The following is an 18954-nucleotide window of genomic DNA, read 5'->3' as shown; positions in this document are numbered from 1 at the left end:
CGCACTCCGCGGCCCCGGGCGCCACGCCCGGGGCCGGTTCCGTGTTCGGGTCCATCCCCGCGGCCCTCGGGCCTTTGGGCCCGCCCCGCGCCCCCCGAACCCCTCGTCCCTCAGACCCTCCGGCCCGCCTCCGCGGCCTCGCGGCGCAGCCGCTCCACGACCAGCGCCGCGGGATCGTCGCTGGCCGCCCGGAACCCCTCTCCCGCCCACAGCGCCATGCCGCCGGGGTCCCCGGCCCGGGCGGCGGCCGCGCGCAGCGGCTTCGTCATGTGGTGGATCTCGGGGTAGGCGGAGGGCCTCCGCGGGTGCTCGGCGATGAACCTGTTGGCCAGGCCCCGCGCCGGACGGCCGGTGAAAGCCCACGTCACGGCCGTCCCGGTGTACGCGGGATCGGCCAGCGCGGCCTTGTGGACCGGATTGGCGCCGCTCTCGGGACAGCGCAGGAACGCCGTGCCCAGCTGCGCGGCGGCGGCACCGGAGTCCAAGACCCGGGCCACGTCGGCCCCGGTCATGATCCCCCCGGCGGCGATGACCGGTACCTCCACCGCGCCGACCACGTCCGCCAGCAGCTCCCGCAGCGGCAGACCGCCGTTCCCGACCGGGTCGAACGCGCCGCGGTGACCCCCGGCCTCCGTGCCCTGCGCGCACACCCCGTCGGCCCCGCGGGCCACGGCCTCGCGCGCCTCCCCGGCCGTGGTCACGGTGACCACCGTGGCGCTGCCCGCCGCGCGCAGCCGCTCCAGCACGGCGGCCTCCGGGCAGCCGAAGGTGAAGCTCACCACCGGCACGGCCGCCCGCGCCAGCAGGTCGATCTTGGCCGCCCACGCGTCGTCGTCGCGCATCGGGGCGCCGACCGGCGTCCCGTACCGCTCGGCCTCGGACTCCAGGTCGGAACGGTAGGACGCCGCCACCTCGGGGTCGGAGGGCGGGCCCGGCACGAACACGTTCACCCCGAACGCGCCGACCCCGGCGTCGCGCACCGCCCCGAGCTGGTCGGCGAGGACCTCGGGGGTCAGGTACCCGGCGGCGAGGAAACCCGTTCCGCCCGCTCCCGCCACGGCCGCCACCAGCGCGGGCGTGGCGGCCCCGCCCGCCATGGGCGCCTGTACGATCGGGCGCTCCCGCAGAAGCTCTGCCAGGCTCATCTGTTTGTTGGGCGTGGATACCCGTCCTTCAGGGCGGGGAGGACACGCCCTCTCCCTTCTCGTGATTTTCTGTTGGATTCGCCTCACGCGATCGCAGGGCGGTCGCTACGGTGTGTGCCATGACCAGCAAGAGCGTGAAGCGGGCGTTTCGGTACCGCTTCTACCCGAGTGATGCGCAGGCGGCCGAGCTGTCGCGCACGTTCGGGTGCGTGCGCTTGGTCTACAACCGCGCCCTGGCCGAACGCAGCGCCGCCTGGAACCAGCGCCGGGAGCGGGTGGGCTACTCCCACACCTCGGCCATGCTCACCGCCTGGAAGAGGACCGAGGAGCTGTCCTTCCTCACCGAGGTCTCCTGCGTCCCGCTCCAGCAGACGCTGCGCCACCTGCACACCGCCTTTCGCAACTTCTTCGACAAGCGTGCGCGGTATCCGCGGTTCAAGTCGAAGAAGACGTCCCGGGCCTCGGCGGAGTACACCCGGTCCGCGTTCCGCTACCGCGACGGCCACCTGACCTTGGCCAAGATGGCCGAACCCCTGGACATCGTGTGGTCGCGGCCCCTGCCAAAAGGGGCCCGTCCATCGACGGTGACGGTCTCGCGCGATGCGGCCGGGCGCTGGTTCGTGTCCCTGCTGTGCGAGGACACCATCACATCGGCCCCGGCCATCCGCGACGCGGTAGGTGTCGACGCCGGAATCACCTCCGTGGTGACCTTGTCGACCGGGGAGAAGGTGGCCAACCCCCGCCACGAGCGACGCGACCGGGCCAGGCTGGCCAAGGCGCAGCGTGCGCTGGCCCGCAAGGCCAAGGGCAGTGCGAACCGGGACCGGGCCCGGCGGAAGGTGGCGCGGGCGTGCGCCCGCATCACCGACCGGCGTCGGGATTTCCTGCACAAGCTCTCCACTCGACTCGTCCGCGAGAACCAAGTGGTCGTGATCGAGGACCTGGCCGTGCGCAACCTGGTCAAGAACAGGAGGCTGTCCCGGGCGATCTCGGACGCGGCCTGGCGCGAGCTGCGCACCATGCTGGAGTACAAGTGCGCCTGGTACGGGCGGGACCTGGTCGTGGTGAACCGGTTCTTCCCCTCCTCCAAGTCGTGCTCGACGCCTGGGTGCGGGTACGTGCACACGTCGTTGCCGCTGCGTGTACGGGAGTGGACGTGCCCCAGTTGTGGGGTGGTCCATGACCGTGATGTGAACGCGGCGCTCAATCTCGAAGCCGCCGGGCTGGCGGTTGTTGCCTGTGGAGCTGGTGTGAGACCTCAACGGGAGTCCTCCCGGACGGGGCGATCGGCGACGAATCAGGAAGGCCACGGGGCGACCCGTGACGAGGCGTTGGCCTCGAACCACCGGTAGGTGGTTCCGGAATCTCCTGCCTTCAGGCAGGAGAGGAAGTCAAGGTCCCTCTCCTCGTCCTCGGCCGGTCCGGCGAAGGCGCGGCGGCGTCCCCGTCCCCCGTGGCTCCGGCCGCCCCGCGGCACCCGCGAGCGCACCGCTGCCCGGGCCGCGCCTCCCGTGTCCGGGAAATGCTACCGGCGCGCGTTTTCCGGAGTTCGACCGAACCCGCCCCGAAACGCGATATGGCGGTTCGCCCGGAGATTTATGTGACATGGGACACGATGATTATCCAGGGCGGAGGAAAGAGGGGTTGGGTTCTCCCGTTTCCGTTCCGTCGGGAAAGGCTCGCGAACGGTGCCTCCGATATCCGTGCTTTCCGCCCGCGGCCCGTCCCTTCGGGCCGCTATCCGCCCGTCCCGTCCAGTTCCGGTTCGTCCGGGGACCCTTCGCCCCCGCCCTCGTCCGAGCCCTCGACCAACCGCGTCGACTCCGGGAACCGCCGGGACAGCAGAACGGTCGCCAGCGCCGCGGCCACCCCGAACCCGACCACCGCCGTCACCGTCCAGTCCAGCCCGAACAGCTCCCACAGCCACCCGAACGCCAGCATGGTCAGCATCCTCGCCGCGTTGCCCACCATCCCCAGCATCGCGGACATGGTGTTGCGGTTGGCGTCGGAGAACATCGTCTGCTGCCACACGTGCGACAGCACCACGGCCAGTCCCAGCAGGAACTCGGCCGCCACCAGCCCCGCCACCAGCGGCACGGCCCCGTGCGCCGCCAGCCCCAGGGGCAGGCCCGAGGACGCCGCGAAGACGGGTGCCCACACGTGCGGCCGGCCGCGCCCCACGAACCGCGAACACGCCGAACCCGCCGCCATGGCCGCCATCATCAGCAGCAGCACCAGGCCGTTGAGCCGCACGTCCACGCCGTGCTCGGCCGCGAGCATCGGCTGCCAGGAGAGCACGAGGGCGGTCAGCCCCGACACCGACGCCGCCGACAGGGCCACCAGCGGCACGAAACGCCTGCTCGCCACCAGTACGGCCGACTCCCGGACGATCGCGGTGAGCGGGCGCCCCGGCTGGCCGGGGGAGTGGGGGAAGCACACCGGGGCCAGCGCCGCCAGTGCCACCAGCATCAGGCCACTCACCAGCACCAGGGCGTCCGCGGACAGCCAGGTGCCCGCCACCATCACCGAGGCGGCCCCCAGCACCGCGCCGCTGTTGCCCGCCACCTGGACGAACCGCACCGTCCGCGCGATCCGCGCGGGGCGGTCGCGGTCGCCGATCCGGTTGACCACGAGCGCGACCAGCGTCCCGGACTGGAGGTGGAAGCCGACCGCCCACAGGTACATGGACGCGAGCGTCAGCGCGAGCCCGTCCGCGTACCCCGTCAGCACGAAGCCCGTGCCCCACACGGCGAACCCCACCGTCAGCAGTCTGCGGTGGCCGTAGCGGTCGCCGAGCGCGCCGCTGGGCGCCTCCACCAACAGGGCCACCAGGTTCGTGGAACCGAGCATCAGTCCCAGCAGCCACGGGTCCGCCCCGCGTTCCAGGAGGATGGTGACGAAAACCGCGCCGAAAAGGAAATCGGCCGAAGCGCCGAGAAGGGCGAAGGAGGTGTAGCGCAGGAACAATGACGATTCGGCGGTTCTCTCCACGGGCATGGGCGTTTTCCTGGTCGAGGGACGTCGCGGCTCCGACCAGCCCCCTGATGGCGGTGGCATTAGCGGTTCCGGAGGGAAATTCCGCCCAAGCTAGCACGCGGATTCCGGGGCGGCCACGGCTTTTCCCGGACCCCGTGTGACGCGGCGGCCGACCGGCTCACCCCCACCCCGCGACGATGCGACAGCGCCGCGGCCGACCGGCTTCCCCGAACCCGGCGACGGCGCGCGACGCCGCGCCCGACCGGTTCCCCGGGCCCCGCGGGGACACGGTGACCCAACCTCCGCGCGAGGCGTTCCGCGGAGGCCGGTCCGCGCCCCGCGCCCGGGGCGGTGACCGGAAGACGACGACACGGTTGTCCGGGTGCCCTCCGCGCCCCCCCGGGACCGGGGGTGAGGGCCTGTGTGAAGTGCGGCGCCTCGGTGTGCATGACCGGGTGGAGCCGGGGTAGTCGCGGTGCCAACCGAGCAACAGGCCGACTCCAAGGAGGCTTGGCGATGCACTCACACGAGGGAAGAGACGGCCCCGGGGGCACGGGCGGCCGCCTGACCGACACCGCCCGCGGGGCGGCGGGCGAGGTCGCCTCCACCGCGGGGGACCAGGTGCGCTCCCTGGCCGACGAGGCCCGGACCGAGGCCCGGCACGTCGCCGACGACGTCCAGACCCGCTTGCGTGAGGAAGTCCACGAACAGACCCGGCGCACGTCGCAGAACCTGCGCCAGTGGTCCGAGGAGCTGTCGTCCATGGCGGACAGCGGGGAGCAGGGCTCCCCGGTGAGCGGTGCCGTGCGCCAGATCGCCCACAGCGGCCGCGGAGCCGCCGACTTCCTGGACGAACGCGGCATGGAGGGCCTGGTGGAGGAGGCCAGGAGCTTCGCGCGGCGCAGGCCCGTCGCCTTCCTGGCCGGTGCGGCCGTCGCCGGATTCGCGCTCGGACGCGTCCTCAAGGCCTCGTCCGACATCTCCGCGGGCCGGGAGGGGGCCGGTGACGGCGGCCCCGAGGCGCTCCCCGCCGGTGAGCGGGTCCGTCCGCCCGCACCCCGTCTGAGCGAGACCGACCAGGACGAGGGGATCGCGTCCTCCCGTCCGCCCGTCACGCCCCGGCCGGAGGACATCGGTCCGCCACCGCCCGATCCGGGGCCGCGTGGACGCACGTTCTGAGGGGGCTGACATGGCGACCATTCCCGGAGCACGGCGGGAGACGGACGAGAAGGAGCAGTCCTTCTCCGAACTCCTCGGCGCGGTGACCGGAGACCTGCAGAAGCTGTTCCGTCAGGAACTCGCGCTGGCCAAGGCCGAGATGCGCGAGGAGGCGGTCAAGACCGGCAAGGCCGCCGGCCTGCTGAGCGGGGCCGCGGTGGCCGGGTACCTGGCCCTGCTGCTGCTCAGCCTCGCGGCCATGTTCGGCCTGGCGGAACTGATCGGCCTGGGCTGGGCCGCGCTGGTCGTCGCGGTGGTGTGGGCGATCGTCGGCGCGGTCCTGGCCGTCATGGGCCGCAACCGCATGCGCGAGGTCTCTCCGAAACCGGAACGCACCATCGAGACCCTCAAGGAGGACGCGCAATGGGCGAAACACCCGACCAGATAAGACAGGACATCGAGCGGACCCGCTCGGAGCTGACCCATGACACCGACCGTCTGGTGGACCACGCCAACCCGCGCAACGTCGTGCACCGGCGTACCCGCAGGGTCCGGCACGGGACACGGGACCTGAAGGACCGGATCATGGGTTCCACCCCCTCGACCGGTGAGGCGGCCGAGGGGATCCGGCACACCACCGGCCAGGCGGTCGGCATGGCGAGGTCGCTGCCGGAGCGGGCCGTGCACCAGACCCAGGGCAACCCCATCGCCGCGGGGCTGATCGCCTTCGGGGCCGGTCTCCTGGCCGCCTCCGTCCTCTCCGAGAGCCGTGCGGAACAGCGCGCGGCCCGGCGGGTGGGCGAGCACGCCGACGCGATCGAACCGGCACGCCAGGCGGTCGCGGAGTCGGCCGCCCACGTGAAGGAGCAGGCGGTGGAGTCCGCGCGGACCGCCGGGGAGCACCTCAAGGGCAGCGCCTCGGAGGCCGCGCAGGCCACGGGCGAGCAGGCCCGCCAGGAGGCGAGGACCGCCAAGGACGAGATGCGCGGTTCCTGAGTCCCACCCCGGCCCGGGGGAACGCCTCCGGGCCGGGCACCCGTGGGCGGGTGTCCGCGACGGCGCGGGCGAGGGGCCGGAAGGCCCCTCGCCCCGTCTCCTGCGGGGCCCGGCCCCCGGGAACCGGTGAGGGAAGGAGCGGGAAGATGGTGGGAGGCAACTCCTCGGACGCCTACGACGGCCGTTCCTCCCCGGAGGAGGCCGAGAAACCGACCGACATGTCGGCGTCGTCGTGGTGGGCGTCGCTGCGCCGGACCGTCGGCGAGTTCAAGGAGGACGCGCTGGCCGACCTCGCCGCCGGGCTCACCTACTACGCGATCCTGTCGCTCTTCCCGGCGCTGCTCGTGCTGGTGTCACTGCTCGGCCTCGCCGGGCCCTCCGCGACACAGACCCTGACCGACAACATCTCCGCCACCATGCCCGCCGACGCCGCGCGGCTGGTGACGACGGCCATCGAGAACCTCCAGGGCAACCAGACGGCCGCGGGCGTGTTCGGACTGGTCAGCCTGGCGATCGCCCTGTGGTCGGCCTCCGGCTACATCGCGGCCTTCATGCGCGCCTCCAACGTCGTCTACGACGTGCCCGAGGGGCGCCCCATCTGGAAGACGCTGCCGATCCGCGTCGGCGTCACCCTGCTGATGGTCGTCCTGCTGTCCCTGACGGTGGTCGGCGTCGCCCTCACCGGCAGCGCCGCGGCCTGGGTCGGACAGCTGCTGGGCCTGGGCTCGACCGTGGTGACGGTGTGGAACATCGCGAAGTGGCCGGTGCTGCTGCTGATCGTGGTGTTCATGATCGCGCTCCTGTACTGGGCCTCGCCCAACGCCAGACGCGGGTTCCGCTGGGTCAGTCCGGGGAGCGTGCTGGCGGTCGTGCTCTGGCTGCTCGCCTCGGCCGCCTTCGCCTTCTACGTGGCCAACTTCGCGTCCTACGGCAGGACCTACGGGACCATGGCGACGGTGGTCGTCTTCCTGGTGTGGCTGTGGATCACCAACATCGCGATCCTGCTCGGCGAGGAGTTCAACGCCGAGATCGAACGCGGACGCGCCATCTCCGGCGGCCAGCCGGTGGACGAGGAGCCCTACGTGGACATGCGCGACGTGCCCAAGAAGAAACACCGGGCCCACCACCAGCAGGGGTGAGGGGCAGGGCCGCGGACCACGGGCGTCCCGTGCGTCGCACCCGCAACGGATTCGGCCCGCTCCTCAGCCCAGGGCGTCGGCGAGGGCGGCGGCCAGGACCGGCACGCTCGGATGCCGGTCCCCGCGCGGCCACACCAGGCCGAGGGACGACTCCGGCAGGCCGTCGACCGGGACGAGGACGAGTCCGTCCCGGTCGGCGTGGTCCGCGACGTCCCCGCTCAGCAGCATGGCCCCCCTCCCGGCCGCGACCTGGGAGAACCCCTCCCGCAGGGTGTCCACACCGCTTTCATGGCGGATGGTCCTGCCCAGGGGGGTGACGGTGGGGGCGTGGACGCGCAGCCAGTGGTCGGGGGTCCGCCGGACCGGGATGAGCGAGACCCGGGCCATGTCCTCGATCCCGACGCCCGTCCGCGCGGCGAGGGGGTGGTCTGCGGGCAGCGCGAGCCGCTGCGGCTGCCGGGAGAAGACCGCGCCCACGACCAGGTCGAGTTCGCGCACCGGCAGCAGGACGACGGCGGCGTCGACCTCGCCCTCGCGCAGCGGACCGAACGGGTCCGAGTGCGCCGTCTCCACGATCCGCACCCGCGTGCCGGGCTCGCGCTCCTCGAAGGCGCGCACCGCCTCGGCCACCGGGCCGTGCACCTTCCCCCGGAACCCGAGGCGGACCGTGGACGGCCCGCCGTGGGCGCGGTCGCGCGCGCCGTCCACCACCGCCGCCAGGTTCTGGTAGGCGGGCCGCAGGGTGTCGAGGAACTCCTCGCCGAACGGGGTGAGGCACGGGCGCGGGCCCGTGCGGTCCAGGAGAGGTGCGCCGATCCGGTCCTCCAGGGCGCGCAGCAGCCGGTCCACGGTCTCCGCGGGTACGCCCAGCCGCACCGCGGCGTGACCGGGGTGCGGTTCCTCGGCCAGGACGAGGAAGCACTCCAGCTCCCGGATCTCGATACCCCGCAACTGGACGGTCCCCCTCACCTTCGCCGACATGGCCCGTGCCGCCCCCGACACGCGACGGGTCGGCGAGCACCCCTCATAGAAGCACGGGACGCGTACCGCCCGGTCGACCGGCTCTCGTATGGCCGAAGACGCGGCCGGGGGCGGGCCCCGCCGGGTCCGGTCCGCGCACGGGCGGCACTCTCCAGGTCCGCGCGTGGACGACGGCGCCCCCTCGGCCCGGGGCGCCGCGACCGCCGCCGGAACCCCCGTGCGGCTGGACGGGCCCCTCCTCCCTGCGGGCCGGGCACGGCCACCGGATACGCTCGGCGCGACAGCGACTTCCGGGAGGAACCACCATGTCAGCGACCGCCGTCGTCACCGGAGCCAGCAGCGGGATCGGGGCCGCCACCGCGCGCGGCCTCGCCGAGGAGGGCTACGACGTGGTCCTGGTCGCCCGCCGCGCCGACCGGATCGAGGCGCTGGCGAAGGAACTGGCCGAGGAGGGCCGCAGCGCCCGCGCCCACGTCCTCGACGTCACCGACAGGGCCGCCGTCGAAGCCTTCGCCGACTCCCTGACCTCGTGCGAGGTCCTGGTCAACAACGCGGGCGGCGCGATCGGCACCGAGACCGTCGCCGAGGGCGACCCCGCCGACTGGCGCGCCATGTACGAGGTCAACGTCATCGGCGTGCTCAACGTGACCCAGGCCCTGCTGCCCAAGCTGATCGCCAGCGGGGACGGCACCGTGCTGGTCGTCTCCTCCACGGCGGGGCACGTGGCCTACGAGGGCGGCGGCGGGTACGTGGCCGCCAAGCACGGCGCGCACAGCCTCGCCGCCACGCTGCGCCTGGAGCTGTGCGGCGAACCGGTGCGCGTGCTGGAGATCGCGCCGGGCATGGTCAGGACCGAGGAGTTCGCCCTCAACCGGATGCGCGGTGACTCCGGGGCCGCCGACGCCGTCTACGCCGGTGTGCCCGACCCGCTGAGCGCCGAGGACGTCGCCGACACCATCGTGTGGGCGGTCACGCGGCCCCCGCACGTGAACATCGACCTGCTCGTGGTGCGCCCGCGCGCGCAGGCCGCCCAGCACAAGGTCCACCGCGTGCGGCGCGAGGAGTCCTAGCGGGCTGGCCGGGACCGCGGTCAGTGTGACACGGGGGTTCTGACCCCCCTCTGAGGGGGCCGGGCGGGGTGGCCGCCGAGTTCGACGGCCGCTCCGTCAGTCCCCGGCCGGGGCAGGCGGGTGCGGGCCGCGGTCGCCGTCCGGCCCCGCGGGGCTCAGGTCCGCGCGCCGCCGGACGCGCACTCGGCGCAGTCGCAGTAGTTCGTCGTGGACATGGACCGGCACCGGGTGCAGATCTGCCGCTTCGCTCCGGGGGGATCGTGCTTCCACTCGTGCTGCCCCCGCCTGCAGATCCCCGAGGGGCCGATGAGGGTGTCGTCACGTGTGGTGTCCATGGCAGCAAGGTAGCCCCGGCCGACCCCGAAGGCCAGGGCCGGGCGGGACCGCGCCCCGGAGGGGCCGCCCCCGCATGGGGACGGCCCGTGTCCGGGCGGGGGCCGCGCGGAGCCCGTGGATCAGGCGTCCAGTTCCCGGGACAGCATCTCCACCAGCTCGTCCAGGACCTTGTCCGCGTTCTCCTGCTCCTCGCAGGACAGGGTGACCGTCTCGCCGTGTTTGACGCCCAGCGCCATCACCGCGAGCACGCTGCGGGCGTCCACGGGGTCCTGGCCCTCGCGGGCGATCATGACGGGCAGGCCGGAGCCGTTGACGGCCTGGACGAACAGGCTGGCGGGGCGGGCGTGCAGGCCGAGCTGGGAGGCGATGGCCACGGTGCGCTGGGGCATGTCAGTCCTAGGAGAAGTCGTCGGGAGATCGTCGGTTGGGCGGGGAGGCCCGGGTCAGAGCGTGTCGACCGGCCACTGCGGGTCGGGGTCGGCCACCGCGGTGATCGCGTCGGCGGCCACGTCGTCGGGGGAGGGGACGGTGGTTCCGGGCAGGGAGACCGCGGCGGTCCCCCACGCCACGGCGTGCCGCAGCCGGTCCTCGGGGGAGCCGTCCGCACCCAGGAACCCGGCCAGGGCGCAGTCGCCCGCGCCCACCGTGCTGCGCGTGCGGACCCGGGGCCCGCGCGCCCACCAGGTGTGCTCGGGGTCCACGAGTATCGCACCGTGGCCTCCCAGTGTCACCAGGGCGGAGCCGTTGCCCCACCCCAGGACCTCGCGAGCGGCCTCGGTGACCGCGCCCACGGTGGTCAGTTCCCGGCCGATCAGCTCGGCCAGCTCCTCCTGGTTGGGCTTGAGCAGGGCCACCGACCCCGCGCGTGCCGCGGCCTCCAAGGGCTTGCCGGAGGTGTCCAGGGCCAGCGGGACCCCGTAGGAGGCGGCCAGCTCGGCGACGCGCACGTACAGGTCGTCGGGGGTGCCGGAGGGAAGGCTGCCGCTGGCCACCACCCACGCGGGCCCCCGGTCCAGCTCGCTCTCCAGGGCGGAGAGCAGGGCGTCGGTCTCCTCGGGGGAGAGCACGGGACCGGGTGCGTTGAGCTTGGTGGTGGTGCCGTCGTCCTCGGTGACGGCGATGTTGCCCCTGGTCTCGCCCTCGATGGGGACGGCGACGCAGGGCAGGTCCCCGAGCAGGGTGGTCAGCTCGGCGCCTCCGCCGCCGCCCACGGGCAGTACCGCCCGTGTGGGCACGCCGGCGCGGCGCAGCGCGCGGGAGACGTTGACGCCCTTGCCGCCCGCCTGCGCGCGGGTGGAGCCCACGCGCAGGACCTCACCGCGGGTCAGATGACTGACCTCCAGGGTGTGGTCCACGCTCGGGTTGGGGGTGAGGGTCAGGATCATGGGTGCTCTTTTCGAGGTGGCTGCGCCCGGCCCGGTCCGGATGTGGGACTACCTTTGATTATGTGTGTTTGCCTGCGTGTGTCAATGCTGTTGTGTCCTGGTTTCCGGTTTTGGCCACTGTCGGTCACGGGGGCGCGGGGCTTGTGTCACCGGCGTCCCGGTGCGCGGCCGCAGTCGGAGGGAGGGGAAACACTCCTGGTGGGTCCGGGCGGACCGTAGGGGCTTCGCGACGAGCAGTGTTGCTGGGATATTGGTTCAAGGTACCTCTTGTGTGTCCCAGGCAACACCATTAAACTCACAGAAAACCACACCGAAACACAGGTGATCCAACATGTACGCGGAAGAGCGCCAGAAGGCGATCCTCGAACGCGCCCGGCGGGACGGCCGGGTCGACGTGACGGGGCTCGCCGCGGAGTTCGACGTCACGTACGAGACCATCCGACGCGACCTCACGGCACTCGAACGCCACGGGGTCCTGCGCAGGGTCCACGGTGGCGCGATCCCCGTCGAGCGGCTGGGCTTCGAGCCCGCCCTCAATGTGCGCGACTCCGTCATGACGCAGGAGAAGGAGCGCATCGCCAAGGCGGCTCTCGCCGAACTCCCGGAGGAGGGCGCCATCCTGCTCGACGCCGGGTCCACCACCGGACGCCTCGCCGAGCAGCTGCCCGCCGACCGCGAACTCACCGTCGTCACCAACTCCCTGTCCATCGCCCTCACGCTCGCCCCCCGTACCCACATCAACCTCATGCTGCTCGGCGGGCGCCTGCGCACCCGCACCCAGGCCACCGTCGACGCCTGGGCGCTGCGCTCCCTCGCCGAGTCCTACGTCGACGTCGCCTTCATGGCGGCGAACGGGATCTCCACCGAACGCGGGCTCACCACACCCGATCCCGCGGAGGCGGAGGTCAAGCGGACCATGATCGCCTCGGCGCGCCGCTGCGTCCTGCTCGCCGACCACACCAAGGTCGGCAACGACCACTTCGCCCGTTTCGCCGCGGTCGAGGACCTCGATCTGGTCATCACCGACACCGGTCTCGCCAGCGGTCTCGCCGACGAACTGGAGGCCGCCGGACCCCGAGTCCAGGTGGTCTGACCAGGGCGGGACACCGAGCGGGGCGGTTCCACCGTCCGGGACCGCCCCGCCCCGGAACACCCCGCGCCCACCCACACCAACACCGACACCCACTGCCCCTCCCCACCTCATCGGCGGGCGATCCGCCCGCCGCACCTCCCAGGAGGTCCCCCATGACCACACAGCAGAGCACGGACAGACTCGCCTCGGTGCGCTCCGGAGTACAGCGCTTCGGAGGGTTCCTGTCGAGCATGGTGATGCCCAACATCGGCGCGTTCATCGCCTGGGGCCTGATCACCGCCCTGTTCATCCCCGACGGGTGGTGGCCCAACGAGCAGATGGCCGGGCTCGTCGACCCGATGATCAAGTACCTGCTGCCGCTGCTGATCGCCTACACCGGCGGCGCGCTGGTGCACGACAGGCGCGGCGGCGTGGTCGGCGCGGCCGCGACCATGGGCGTGATCGTCTCCGCGGACATCCCCATGTTCCTGGGCGCGATGTTCATGGGTCCGTTCGCGGCCTACCTCATGAAGCACTTCGACCGGGTCGTCCAGCCGCGCATCAAGGCCGGCTTCGAGATGCTGGTCAACAACTTCAGCGCCGGCATCCTCGCCGCGATCCTGGCCGCCCTGGGCGTCTACGCGATCGGACCGATCGTGGAGGGCATCGCCACCGGCCTGGGCAAGGGCGTGCAGTTCCTCATCGACCTGAGCCTGCTGCCGCTGGTCTCGGTCATCGTCGAGCCCGCCAAGGTGCTGTTCCTCAACAACGCCATCAACCACGGCGTCTTCACCCCGCTGGGCACCGCCCGCGCGGTCGCCGACGGCAGGGCCATCGAGTTCCTCATCGAGTCGAACCCCGGACCGGGCCTGGGCATCCTGCTGGCCCTGATGTTCTTCGGCTCCAAGGTCAGCCGCGCCACCGCGCCCGGCGCGGCCGTCATCCACTTCTTCGGCGGGATCCACGAGATCTACTTCCCGTACATCCTCGCCCAGCCCAAGCTGATCCTCGCCGCGATCGGCGGCGGCATGTCCGGCGTCGCGACCTTCATGATCATGGACGCCGGGCTCGTCTCCGCCGCCTCCCCCGGCAGCATCATCGCGATCATGGCGGTCACCCCGCAGGGAGGCCACCTGTCGGTCCTGGCCGGGGTCGTCGCCGCCACCATCGTCTCCTTCGTCATCGCCTCGCTCCTGCTCGGCTTCGGCCGGTCCGAGCGCAAGGCCGAGCGCGAGGAGAAGGCCAAGCAGGAAGCCGCTCAGAACCAGGAGAACAGCTGATGAGCACTATCGAGGGCTCCGACATCAAGAAGGTCGTCGTCGCCTGCGACGCGGGCATGGGCAGCAGCGTCCTGCTCACCTCGCAGCTGAGCAAGACCCTGTCCCCGTACGGCGTGTCCGTCGAGCACTCCCCGGTCGACCGGATCCCCGAGGGCGCCGACGTGGTCCTGTGCCACACCGGGCTCGTCGACCGGGCCCGGACCCGGGTGCCCGGCACCGTCGTCATCAGCTTCCAGATGTTCCTGGGCGACCCGGCGTTCACCCGCCTGGAGCAGGCTGTGAAGAACGGGAGCACCCTTGCCGAATGATCTGGCGCTGACCGAGGACGCCGTCCGGCTGGGCCGCGAGGCCGCCGACCGGGCCGACGCCATCGACCAGTGCGGTGCCCTGCTCGTCGAACTGGGCGCCGTCGAACCCGGCTACGTGCCCGCCATGCACGAGCGGGAGGCCTCCATCCCCACCTTCGTCGGTGAGGGCGTGGCCATCCCGCACGGCACGGACGCCTCGCGGGCCCTGGTCAAGCGCACCGCGCTGGCCGTGGTCCAGTTCCCCGGCGGGGTCGACTGGGGCGGTCCCACCGTCCACGTGGCCATCGGCATCGCCGCCTCCGGGGACGAGCACCTGGGCGTGCTGTCCTCGCTGGCGGGGATCCTCACCGACCCGGAGAAGGCGGCGCGCCTGCGCTCCGCCAGCACCACGTCCGACGTCCTCGAACTGCTCGGCCCCCTACAGGACGGCTGAGCCCAACCGAACCACCCGCCGGTCCCCTGACCCAGGGCCGGCGGGCCCAGCAGAAAGGCCCGAACATGCTCGTCGCCCGCTTCTACGCCCCCGGTGACATCCGACTGGAGCAGGCCCCCGAGCCGACCGCCGGACCCGGACAGCTCAAGATCGCCGTCGCCAACTGCTCCACGTGCGGCACCGACGTGAAGATCTCCCGGCACGGACACCACCACATCCGTCCGCCCCGCGTGATCGGCCACGAGATCGCCGGGCGGATCGTCGAGGTGGGCGAGGGCGTCACCGGCTGGGCCGAGGGCGACCGCGTCCAGGTCATCGCAGCCATCCCCTGCGGCACCTGCGTGGAGTGCTCCGACGGCCGCTTCACCGTGTGCTCGCGCCAGGAGTCCATGGGTTACCACTACGACGGCGGCTTCGCCGAGTACATGATCATCCCCGAGTCGGTCCTGGCCGTGGACGGGGTCAACCGCGTCCCCGACAACATCGACCTGGCCGAGGCCTCCGTCGCCGAGCCGCTGGCGTGCGTGCTCAACGGCCAGGAGATCGCCGGTGTCGGCGAGGGCGACACGGTCGTGGTCATGGGCGCCGGGCCGATCGGCTGCCTGCACGTCCGGCTGGCCCGTGCGCGCGGCGCGGCGAAGGTCTACCTGGTGGACCTCAACCGGGGCCGCCTGGACATGTCCGCCGACATCGTCCAGCCCGACGCGTCGATCTGCGGCGCCGAGACCGACGCCGTGGAGGAGGTGCTCCGCCTGACCGACGGCCGGGGCGCCGACGTCGTCATCACCGCCGCCGCCTCCGGGCGCGCCCAGGAGGACGCGCTGCGCATGGTCTCGCGCAGCGGCCGGATCAGCTTCTTCGGCGGCCTGCCCAAGGACGCGCCGATCATCCAGCTGGACTCCAACGCCGTGCACTACCGGGAGATCTCGATCTTCGGCGCCAACGGCTCCAGCCCCGAGCACAACCGCCGCGCCCTGGAGCTGATCTCCTCCGGCGCCGTGCCGGTGGCGGACCTGATCACCGAGCGGATGTCCCTGTCCGACGTGCACAAGGCCATCGAGACGGTGGCCTCGGGCACCGCGATCAAGGTGACCATCCAGCCGTAGCGCGCGTGCGCGAAGGCGGTACCGTCGCCGCCCCGGTGCGGCGGCGGTACCCGCCCGCCCGGGGGCGGCGGCGTTCCCACGACGTGCGGGCGCGGTCGCGCCCCCGTCCTCCCGGGTTGTCCACAGGGGCTACCGCCGCCCGCCCGCCCGGGGTTTCCTGGATACGGGAGTCCTCCCACGGCCGTTCGCCGGTCGTGGCCCCTCCCTCTGGCCCTTTCCGACGTACGGAGCGACCATGGCGAAGACCGAACCCCTCCCCGCCGCAGCCGGCGACACCCGGCTGACGGGTATCCCCGCCAGCCCGGGGGCCGCAGTCGGCCCGGTGGCGCGGATGGCCCCGCCGCCTTCCCTGCCCGACCAGCGGCCCACCGTCGTGGACCCGGGGGAGGAGGCCGCCCGGGCGCGGCAGGCACTGGAACGGGTGGCCGAGCTGCTCGAAGGCCAGGCCGCCGACCTCCAGGGCGACGCGGCGGCCGTGCTGAGCGCCCAGGCGCTCATGGCCCGCGACCCCGAACTCGCGCGCCGCGCCGCGGAGCGCACCGAGGCCGGGGACCCCGCGGCCTGGGCCGTCCACGCGGCCTGCGGCGCCTACCAGGAGCTGCTCCAGGCGGCGGGCGGCTACCTCGCCGAACGCGCCGCCGACCTCGCCGACATCCGGGACCGCGCGACCGCCGTGCTCCTGGGCCTGCCGATGCCCGGGCTGCCCGACCCCGGCGTTCCGCACGTGCTGGTCGCCGACGACCTCGCGCCCGCCGACACCGTGCAGCTCGACGTCGAGCGCGTGCTCGCCATCGTCACGCGTTACGGCGGACCCACCAGCCACACGGTCATCCTGGCCCGGTCGCTCGGCATCCCGGCCGTGGTCGGCTGCGCGGGGGCCGCCGAGCTGCTCGACGCGACGCCGGTGGCGGTGGACGGCGACGCCGGAACGGTCGAGGTCGAGCCCGACGAGGAGCTCGCCGAGCGGATGCGCGAGCGCACCGAGCGGCGGCGCGCGCTGCTGGCCGAGGCCACCGGTCCGGGCCGGACCGCCGACGACGTCCCGGTCTCGCTGCTGCTCAACGTCGGTGAGGGCGATCCTCAGAAGGCCGGTGCCCACGACAGCGAGGGCGTGGGACTGCTGCGCACCGAGTTCCTCTTCCTGGAGCGCTCCGACCCGCCCACCGTCGAGGAGCAGACCGCCTCCTACACGGCCCTGTTCCAGGCGTTCGCCGGGCGCACGGTCACGGTGCGGACCCTGGACGCCGGGTCGGACAAGCCCCTGGCCTTCGCGTCCACCGGCCACGAGGACAACCCCGCGCTCGGCGTACGGGGTTTCCGCACCTCGCGGGTGCACCCCGACCTGATCACCGACCAGCTCCAGGCCATCGCCGCCGCCACCCGGGAGACCTCCGCCAAGGTCCGGGTCATGGCGCCGATGGTGTCCACGCCCGACGAGGCGGAGGAGTTCGTCTCCCTGGCCCGCGAGGCCGGGCTCGACCAGGTCGGCGTGATGATCGAGGTGCCCGGCGCGGCGCTGCTCGCCGACCGGCTGCTGTCCCGGGTGGACTTCGTGTCGATCGGCACCAACGACCTGGCGCAGTACACCATGGCCACCGACCGGACCCTCGGCGCTCTGCCCGACCTGCTCGACCCCTGGCAGCCGGCGCTGCTCCAGCTGGTGGGCACCGTGGGCGGCGCGGGGGAGCGTTCGGGACGCCCGGTCGGCGTGTGCGGCGAGGCCGCCGCCGACCCGCTGCTGGCCCTGGTGCTGGTGGGGCTGGGCGCGACCAGCCTGTCGATGTCCGCGCCCGCGCTGCCCGCCGTGCGCCACGCGCTGGCCCTGCACACCCACAGCGACTGCCGCAGACTGGCCGACCTGGCGGTCGCGGCCTCCAGCGCCGAACAGGCGCGCGAGGCGGTCAGGGCCGCCGCCCACCCGGAGGCGGTCGACCGCTGACGCCCACCCGGGCACGCCGTGCGCCCTCCCTTCCCGCATCCGGGACAGGGGAGGGCGCACCGCCGTAGGCGAACCCGTCCTCAGCCCTCGGGGGTCGGCGCGGGCGGTCCCGGACACGTTCGTGTGGTGGTCCGCCCGGTGTCGAAGAAGTCGACGGCCGCCGCGGCGCAGTCCAGGCCGGAGAGAGTTCCGTGCCCGTCGTCCTCCACACTCATGACCTCTCCGCCGACGACCCGCCTCATGTCCAGCGCCCAGTCGTGCGGGGTGATCATCTCGTTGACGTGGCCCACCAGTTGCAGGGGGCTGTCCCCGCGGCTCAGGTCGGGAGCCGAACCCTCCTCGGGCCACCCGGTACAGGAGTGCTCGTAGAAGCCCAGGGTGCCCATGACGGGGTACCGTTCGGCCCGCTCCAACCGGTTCTGCCACACCTGGTCGAAGTCGCGCGGGCTGTCGGAGTCGTTGCAGAGCAGCGACACCTGCGCGAAGGAGTCGAAGACGGGTTCGGAGTCCCAACCGGCGCCGGAGACCGCTCCGCGGGCGGCCCCCGCCCCTGGCACGCCCCCGTCGAGGAGCGTGACGAGGGAGCGGGCGTTGGCGGGCCATTCGCGTTCGGGGGTGGCCAGCAGGGCGGTCACGGCGTAGCCGTCGACGACCGTCCCGTCGGGGCCGGTGCGGGGCTCCTCGGTCAGTTCCTCCCGCAGTCCGTACACCTCCTCCCGGATGCGGTCGGCGTCCGCGCCGAGCCCGTAGTGGTCGTCGTGCTCGGCCATCCAGTCGGTGAAGCGGTGGAACGCGGCCTGGGCACCCATGGCCTGCCCCTCGTCCAACACGGTGACACTGGCCTCGGGCGACATCACCGAGTCCAGGAGCATGGCCTCGACCCGGTCGTCGTACATCGACCTGTAGGCGGCGCCGAGCAGGGTCCCCCAGGACACCCCGTAGAAGCCGATCGTCTCCGCTCCCAGCGCCTCGCGGATCAGGTCCATGTCCCGGGCCACGTTCTCCGCGGTCAGCGAGTCCACGAACTCGGAGTCCCGGGCGTGGCATGCGCGGTTGATCCGGCTCTGCTCCTCGGCGACGTGCCGTGCGCTCTCCTCGTCGCTCAGGCCGGGGTCGGGGGCGGTCTCCTCCAGACCGCAGTCCACGGGGTCGCTGTAGCCCACCCCGCGCGGATCGAAGCCCACGAGGTCGTGGTTCAGTCCCAGGTCCGCGGCCTCGCTGTCGAGGATGCTCCCGGGCGTGGTCACGCCCGGATGGCCCGGGCCGCCGGGGTTGAACAGGATGGGATAGGCGTTCTCCCCGGCGGCGGGTACACGGGTCACCGCTATGTCGATCGTGCGCCCGTCGGGGTTCTCGTAGTCCATGGGCACCGGAACGGTGGCGCACAGGGTGCGGTCGTCGCTCTCGTCCCACCCCCAGGCGACGTCGGAGCACGGCCGCCACTCCGGTTCCGGGCCTGGGGCGGCCGATGCGGGGGCGGCCACGGCGGTGAGCAGCAGTCCGGAGGCCGCGGCCAGCGCGGCGCTTCGGGCGAGGGGCACAGGGGTTCTCCCATCAGACGGCTCTGTACGGGGCCACCGTCCGTGGACGAACGGTGGGAGCCCTCCGCACGCTACTGTCGGCCGTTCCG

19 protein-coding genes are annotated in these 18954 nt (G+C 72.9%); 12 read left to right on the top strand and 7 right to left on the bottom strand.

All coding sequences use genetic code 11. The features are described from left to right. Nucleotides 1–110: 110 nt before the first annotated feature. Nucleotides 111–1145 carry a nitronate monooxygenase gene (locus EV372_RS07380; protein ID WP_130395385.1) on the bottom strand — a complete coding sequence of 345 codons (1035 nt, stop codon included), beginning with the start codon at nt 1143–1145 and terminating at the stop codon, nt 111–113. Between the two features lie 119 nt (nt 1146–1264). Here EV372_RS07380 and EV372_RS07375 point away from each other — a divergent pair, with 119 nt between their 5' ends. Beyond that, nucleotides 1265–2497 carry an RNA-guided endonuclease InsQ/TnpB family protein gene (locus EV372_RS07375; protein WP_197044372.1) on the top strand — a complete coding sequence of 411 codons (1233 nt, stop codon included), beginning with the start codon at nt 1265–1267 and terminating at the stop codon, nt 2495–2497. Between the two features lie 385 nt (nt 2498–2882). On the opposite strand, the gene EV372_RS07370 is transcribed toward EV372_RS07375, so the two are convergent. Further along, the gene (locus EV372_RS07370; protein WP_130395384.1) at nt 2883–4142 is read right to left on the bottom strand and encodes an MFS transporter; all 1260 of its coding nucleotides are present in this window, start codon (nt 4140–4142) and stop codon (nt 2883–2885) included. A 495-nt stretch (nt 4143–4637) separates the two neighbouring features. On the opposite strand from EV372_RS07370, the gene EV372_RS07365 reads away from it, so the two are divergent. From EV372_RS07365 to EV372_RS07350, 4 genes are all read left to right on the top strand, one after another. Beyond that, on the top strand, nt 4638–5300 hold the full coding sequence (locus EV372_RS07365) for a hypothetical protein (protein ID WP_130395383.1): 663 nt from the start codon (nt 4638–4640) through the stop codon (nt 5298–5300). Between the two features lie 10 nt (nt 5301–5310). Continuing rightward, nucleotides 5311–5727 carry a phage holin family protein gene (locus tag EV372_RS07360; protein ID WP_130395382.1) on the top strand — a complete coding sequence of 139 codons (417 nt, stop codon included), beginning with the start codon at nt 5311–5313 and terminating at the stop codon, nt 5725–5727. Further along, nucleotides 5703–6275 (top strand): DUF3618 domain-containing protein, encoded by a 573-nt coding sequence (locus EV372_RS07355; protein WP_094804911.1) that lies wholly within the window; start codon nt 5703–5705, stop codon nt 6273–6275. The genes EV372_RS07360 and EV372_RS07355 overlap by 25 nt, the downstream gene beginning before the upstream one ends. A gap of 146 nt (nt 6276–6421) precedes the next feature. After that, a complete protein-coding gene (locus EV372_RS07350; RefSeq protein ID WP_130395381.1) occupies nt 6422–7414 on the top strand; it encodes a YihY/virulence factor BrkB family protein in 993 nt (330 codons plus the stop codon). A gap of 63 nt (nt 7415–7477) precedes the next feature. Here the strand turns inward: EV372_RS07350 and EV372_RS07345 are convergent, their stop codons facing one another. After that, nucleotides 7478–8395, bottom strand: a complete 918-nt coding sequence (locus EV372_RS07345) for a LysR family transcriptional regulator (protein ID WP_130395380.1) — start codon at nt 8393–8395, stop codon at nt 7478–7480. Between the two features lie 305 nt (nt 8396–8700). On the opposite strand from EV372_RS07345, the gene EV372_RS07340 reads away from it, so the two are divergent. Then, nucleotides 8701–9465, top strand: a complete 765-nt coding sequence (locus tag EV372_RS07340; RefSeq protein ID WP_130395379.1) for an SDR family NAD(P)-dependent oxidoreductase — start codon at nt 8701–8703, stop codon at nt 9463–9465. 155 nt (nt 9466–9620) lie between these two features. On the opposite strand, the gene EV372_RS07335 is transcribed toward EV372_RS07340, so the two are convergent. The 3 genes from EV372_RS07335 to pfkB form a co-directional block, all read right to left on the bottom strand. Continuing rightward, complete coding sequence (locus tag EV372_RS07335; RefSeq protein WP_130395378.1) at nt 9621–9800, bottom strand: hypothetical protein; 180 nt, start codon at nt 9798–9800, stop codon at nt 9621–9623. Nucleotides 9801–9920: 120 nt separating this feature from the next. Then, nucleotides 9921–10190 carry an HPr family phosphocarrier protein gene (locus EV372_RS07330; RefSeq protein ID WP_130395377.1) on the bottom strand — a complete coding sequence of 90 codons (270 nt, stop codon included), beginning with the start codon at nt 10188–10190 and terminating at the stop codon, nt 9921–9923. Nucleotides 10191–10244: 54 nt separating this feature from the next. Further along, nucleotides 10245–11186, bottom strand: coding sequence for a 1-phosphofructokinase (gene pfkB, locus EV372_RS07325; RefSeq protein WP_094804907.1), 942 nt, complete (start codon nt 11184–11186; stop codon nt 10245–10247). A gap of 331 nt (nt 11187–11517) precedes the next feature. Between pfkB and EV372_RS07320 the strand changes: the two genes are divergently transcribed. The 6 genes from EV372_RS07320 to ptsP all read left to right on the top strand — a co-directional run bounded on the left by EV372_RS07320 (nt 11518) and on the right by ptsP (nt 17324). Further along, nucleotides 11518–12279 (top strand): DeoR/GlpR family DNA-binding transcription regulator, encoded by a 762-nt coding sequence (locus EV372_RS07320; RefSeq protein WP_017563623.1) that lies wholly within the window; start codon nt 11518–11520, stop codon nt 12277–12279. A gap of 152 nt (nt 12280–12431) precedes the next feature. Continuing rightward, nucleotides 12432–13538, top strand: a complete 1107-nt coding sequence (gene mtlA / locus EV372_RS07315; protein ID WP_130395376.1) for a mannitol-specific PTS transporter subunit IIC — start codon at nt 12432–12434, stop codon at nt 13536–13538. After that, complete coding sequence (locus EV372_RS07310) at nt 13538–13846, top strand: PTS sugar transporter subunit IIBC family protein (RefSeq protein WP_013155222.1); 309 nt, start codon at nt 13538–13540, stop codon at nt 13844–13846. The genes mtlA and EV372_RS07310 overlap by 1 nt, the downstream gene beginning before the upstream one ends. Then, nucleotides 13836–14279 (top strand): PTS mannitol transporter subunit IIA, encoded by a 444-nt coding sequence (locus tag EV372_RS07305; RefSeq protein ID WP_013155221.1) that lies wholly within the window; start codon nt 13836–13838, stop codon nt 14277–14279. The genes EV372_RS07310 and EV372_RS07305 overlap by 11 nt, the downstream gene beginning before the upstream one ends. Before the next feature lie 65 nt (nt 14280–14344). Then, on the top strand, nt 14345–15385 hold the full coding sequence (locus tag EV372_RS07300) for a zinc-dependent dehydrogenase (protein WP_130395375.1): 1041 nt from the start codon (nt 14345–14347) through the stop codon (nt 15383–15385). A gap of 235 nt (nt 15386–15620) precedes the next feature. Next, nucleotides 15621–17324, top strand: a complete 1704-nt coding sequence (gene ptsP, locus EV372_RS07295; protein ID WP_130395374.1) for a phosphoenolpyruvate--protein phosphotransferase — start codon at nt 15621–15623, stop codon at nt 17322–17324. A gap of 80 nt (nt 17325–17404) precedes the next feature. Here ptsP and EV372_RS07290 read toward each other — a convergent pair whose 3' ends face one another. Beyond that, nucleotides 17405–18865 carry an alpha/beta fold hydrolase gene (locus EV372_RS07290; protein ID WP_130395373.1) on the bottom strand — a complete coding sequence of 487 codons (1461 nt, stop codon included), beginning with the start codon at nt 18863–18865 and terminating at the stop codon, nt 17405–17407. Nucleotides 18866–18954: the final 89 nt, after the last annotated feature.

It is taken from the genome of Nocardiopsis sp. CNZ308 (genome assembly GCF_004217075.1).
This window is presented reverse-complemented; position numbering and strand designations above follow the sequence as displayed.

Coding starts and splice junctions, on each gene's coding strand:
- EV372_RS07380 (WP_130395385.1), bottom strand. CDS start 1,145: ATGAGCCTGGCAGAGCTTCTGCGGGAGCGCCCGATCGTACAGGCGCCC.
- EV372_RS07375 (WP_197044372.1), top strand. CDS start 1,265: ATGACCAGCAAGAGCGTGAAGCGGGCGTTTCGGTACCGCTTCTACCCG.
- EV372_RS07370 (WP_130395384.1), bottom strand. CDS start 4,142: ATGCCCGTGGAGAGAACCGCCGAATCGTCATTGTTCCTGCGCTACACC.
- EV372_RS07365 (WP_130395383.1), top strand. CDS start 4,638: ATGCACTCACACGAGGGAAGAGACGGCCCCGGGGGCACGGGCGGCCGC.
- EV372_RS07360 (WP_130395382.1), top strand. CDS start 5,311: ATGGCGACCATTCCCGGAGCACGGCGGGAGACGGACGAGAAGGAGCAG.
- EV372_RS07355 (WP_094804911.1), top strand. CDS start 5,703: ATGGGCGAAACACCCGACCAGATAAGACAGGACATCGAGCGGACCCGC.
- EV372_RS07350 (WP_130395381.1), top strand. CDS start 6,422: ATGGTGGGAGGCAACTCCTCGGACGCCTACGACGGCCGTTCCTCCCCG.
- EV372_RS07345 (WP_130395380.1), bottom strand. CDS start 8,395: ATGTCGGCGAAGGTGAGGGGGACCGTCCAGTTGCGGGGTATCGAGATC.
- EV372_RS07340 (WP_130395379.1), top strand. CDS start 8,701: ATGTCAGCGACCGCCGTCGTCACCGGAGCCAGCAGCGGGATCGGGGCC.
- EV372_RS07335 (WP_130395378.1), bottom strand. CDS start 9,800: ATGGACACCACACGTGACGACACCCTCATCGGCCCCTCGGGGATCTGC.
- EV372_RS07330 (WP_130395377.1), bottom strand. CDS start 10,190: ATGCCCCAGCGCACCGTGGCCATCGCCTCCCAGCTCGGCCTGCACGCC.
- pfkB (WP_094804907.1), bottom strand. CDS start 11,186: ATGATCCTGACCCTCACCCCCAACCCGAGCGTGGACCACACCCTGGAG.
- EV372_RS07320 (WP_017563623.1), top strand. CDS start 11,518: ATGTACGCGGAAGAGCGCCAGAAGGCGATCCTCGAACGCGCCCGGCGG.
- mtlA (WP_130395376.1), top strand. CDS start 12,432: ATGACCACACAGCAGAGCACGGACAGACTCGCCTCGGTGCGCTCCGGA.
- EV372_RS07310 (WP_013155222.1), top strand. CDS start 13,538: ATGAGCACTATCGAGGGCTCCGACATCAAGAAGGTCGTCGTCGCCTGC.
- EV372_RS07300 (WP_130395375.1), top strand. CDS start 14,345: ATGCTCGTCGCCCGCTTCTACGCCCCCGGTGACATCCGACTGGAGCAG.
- ptsP (WP_130395374.1), top strand. CDS start 15,621: ATGGCGAAGACCGAACCCCTCCCCGCCGCAGCCGGCGACACCCGGCTG.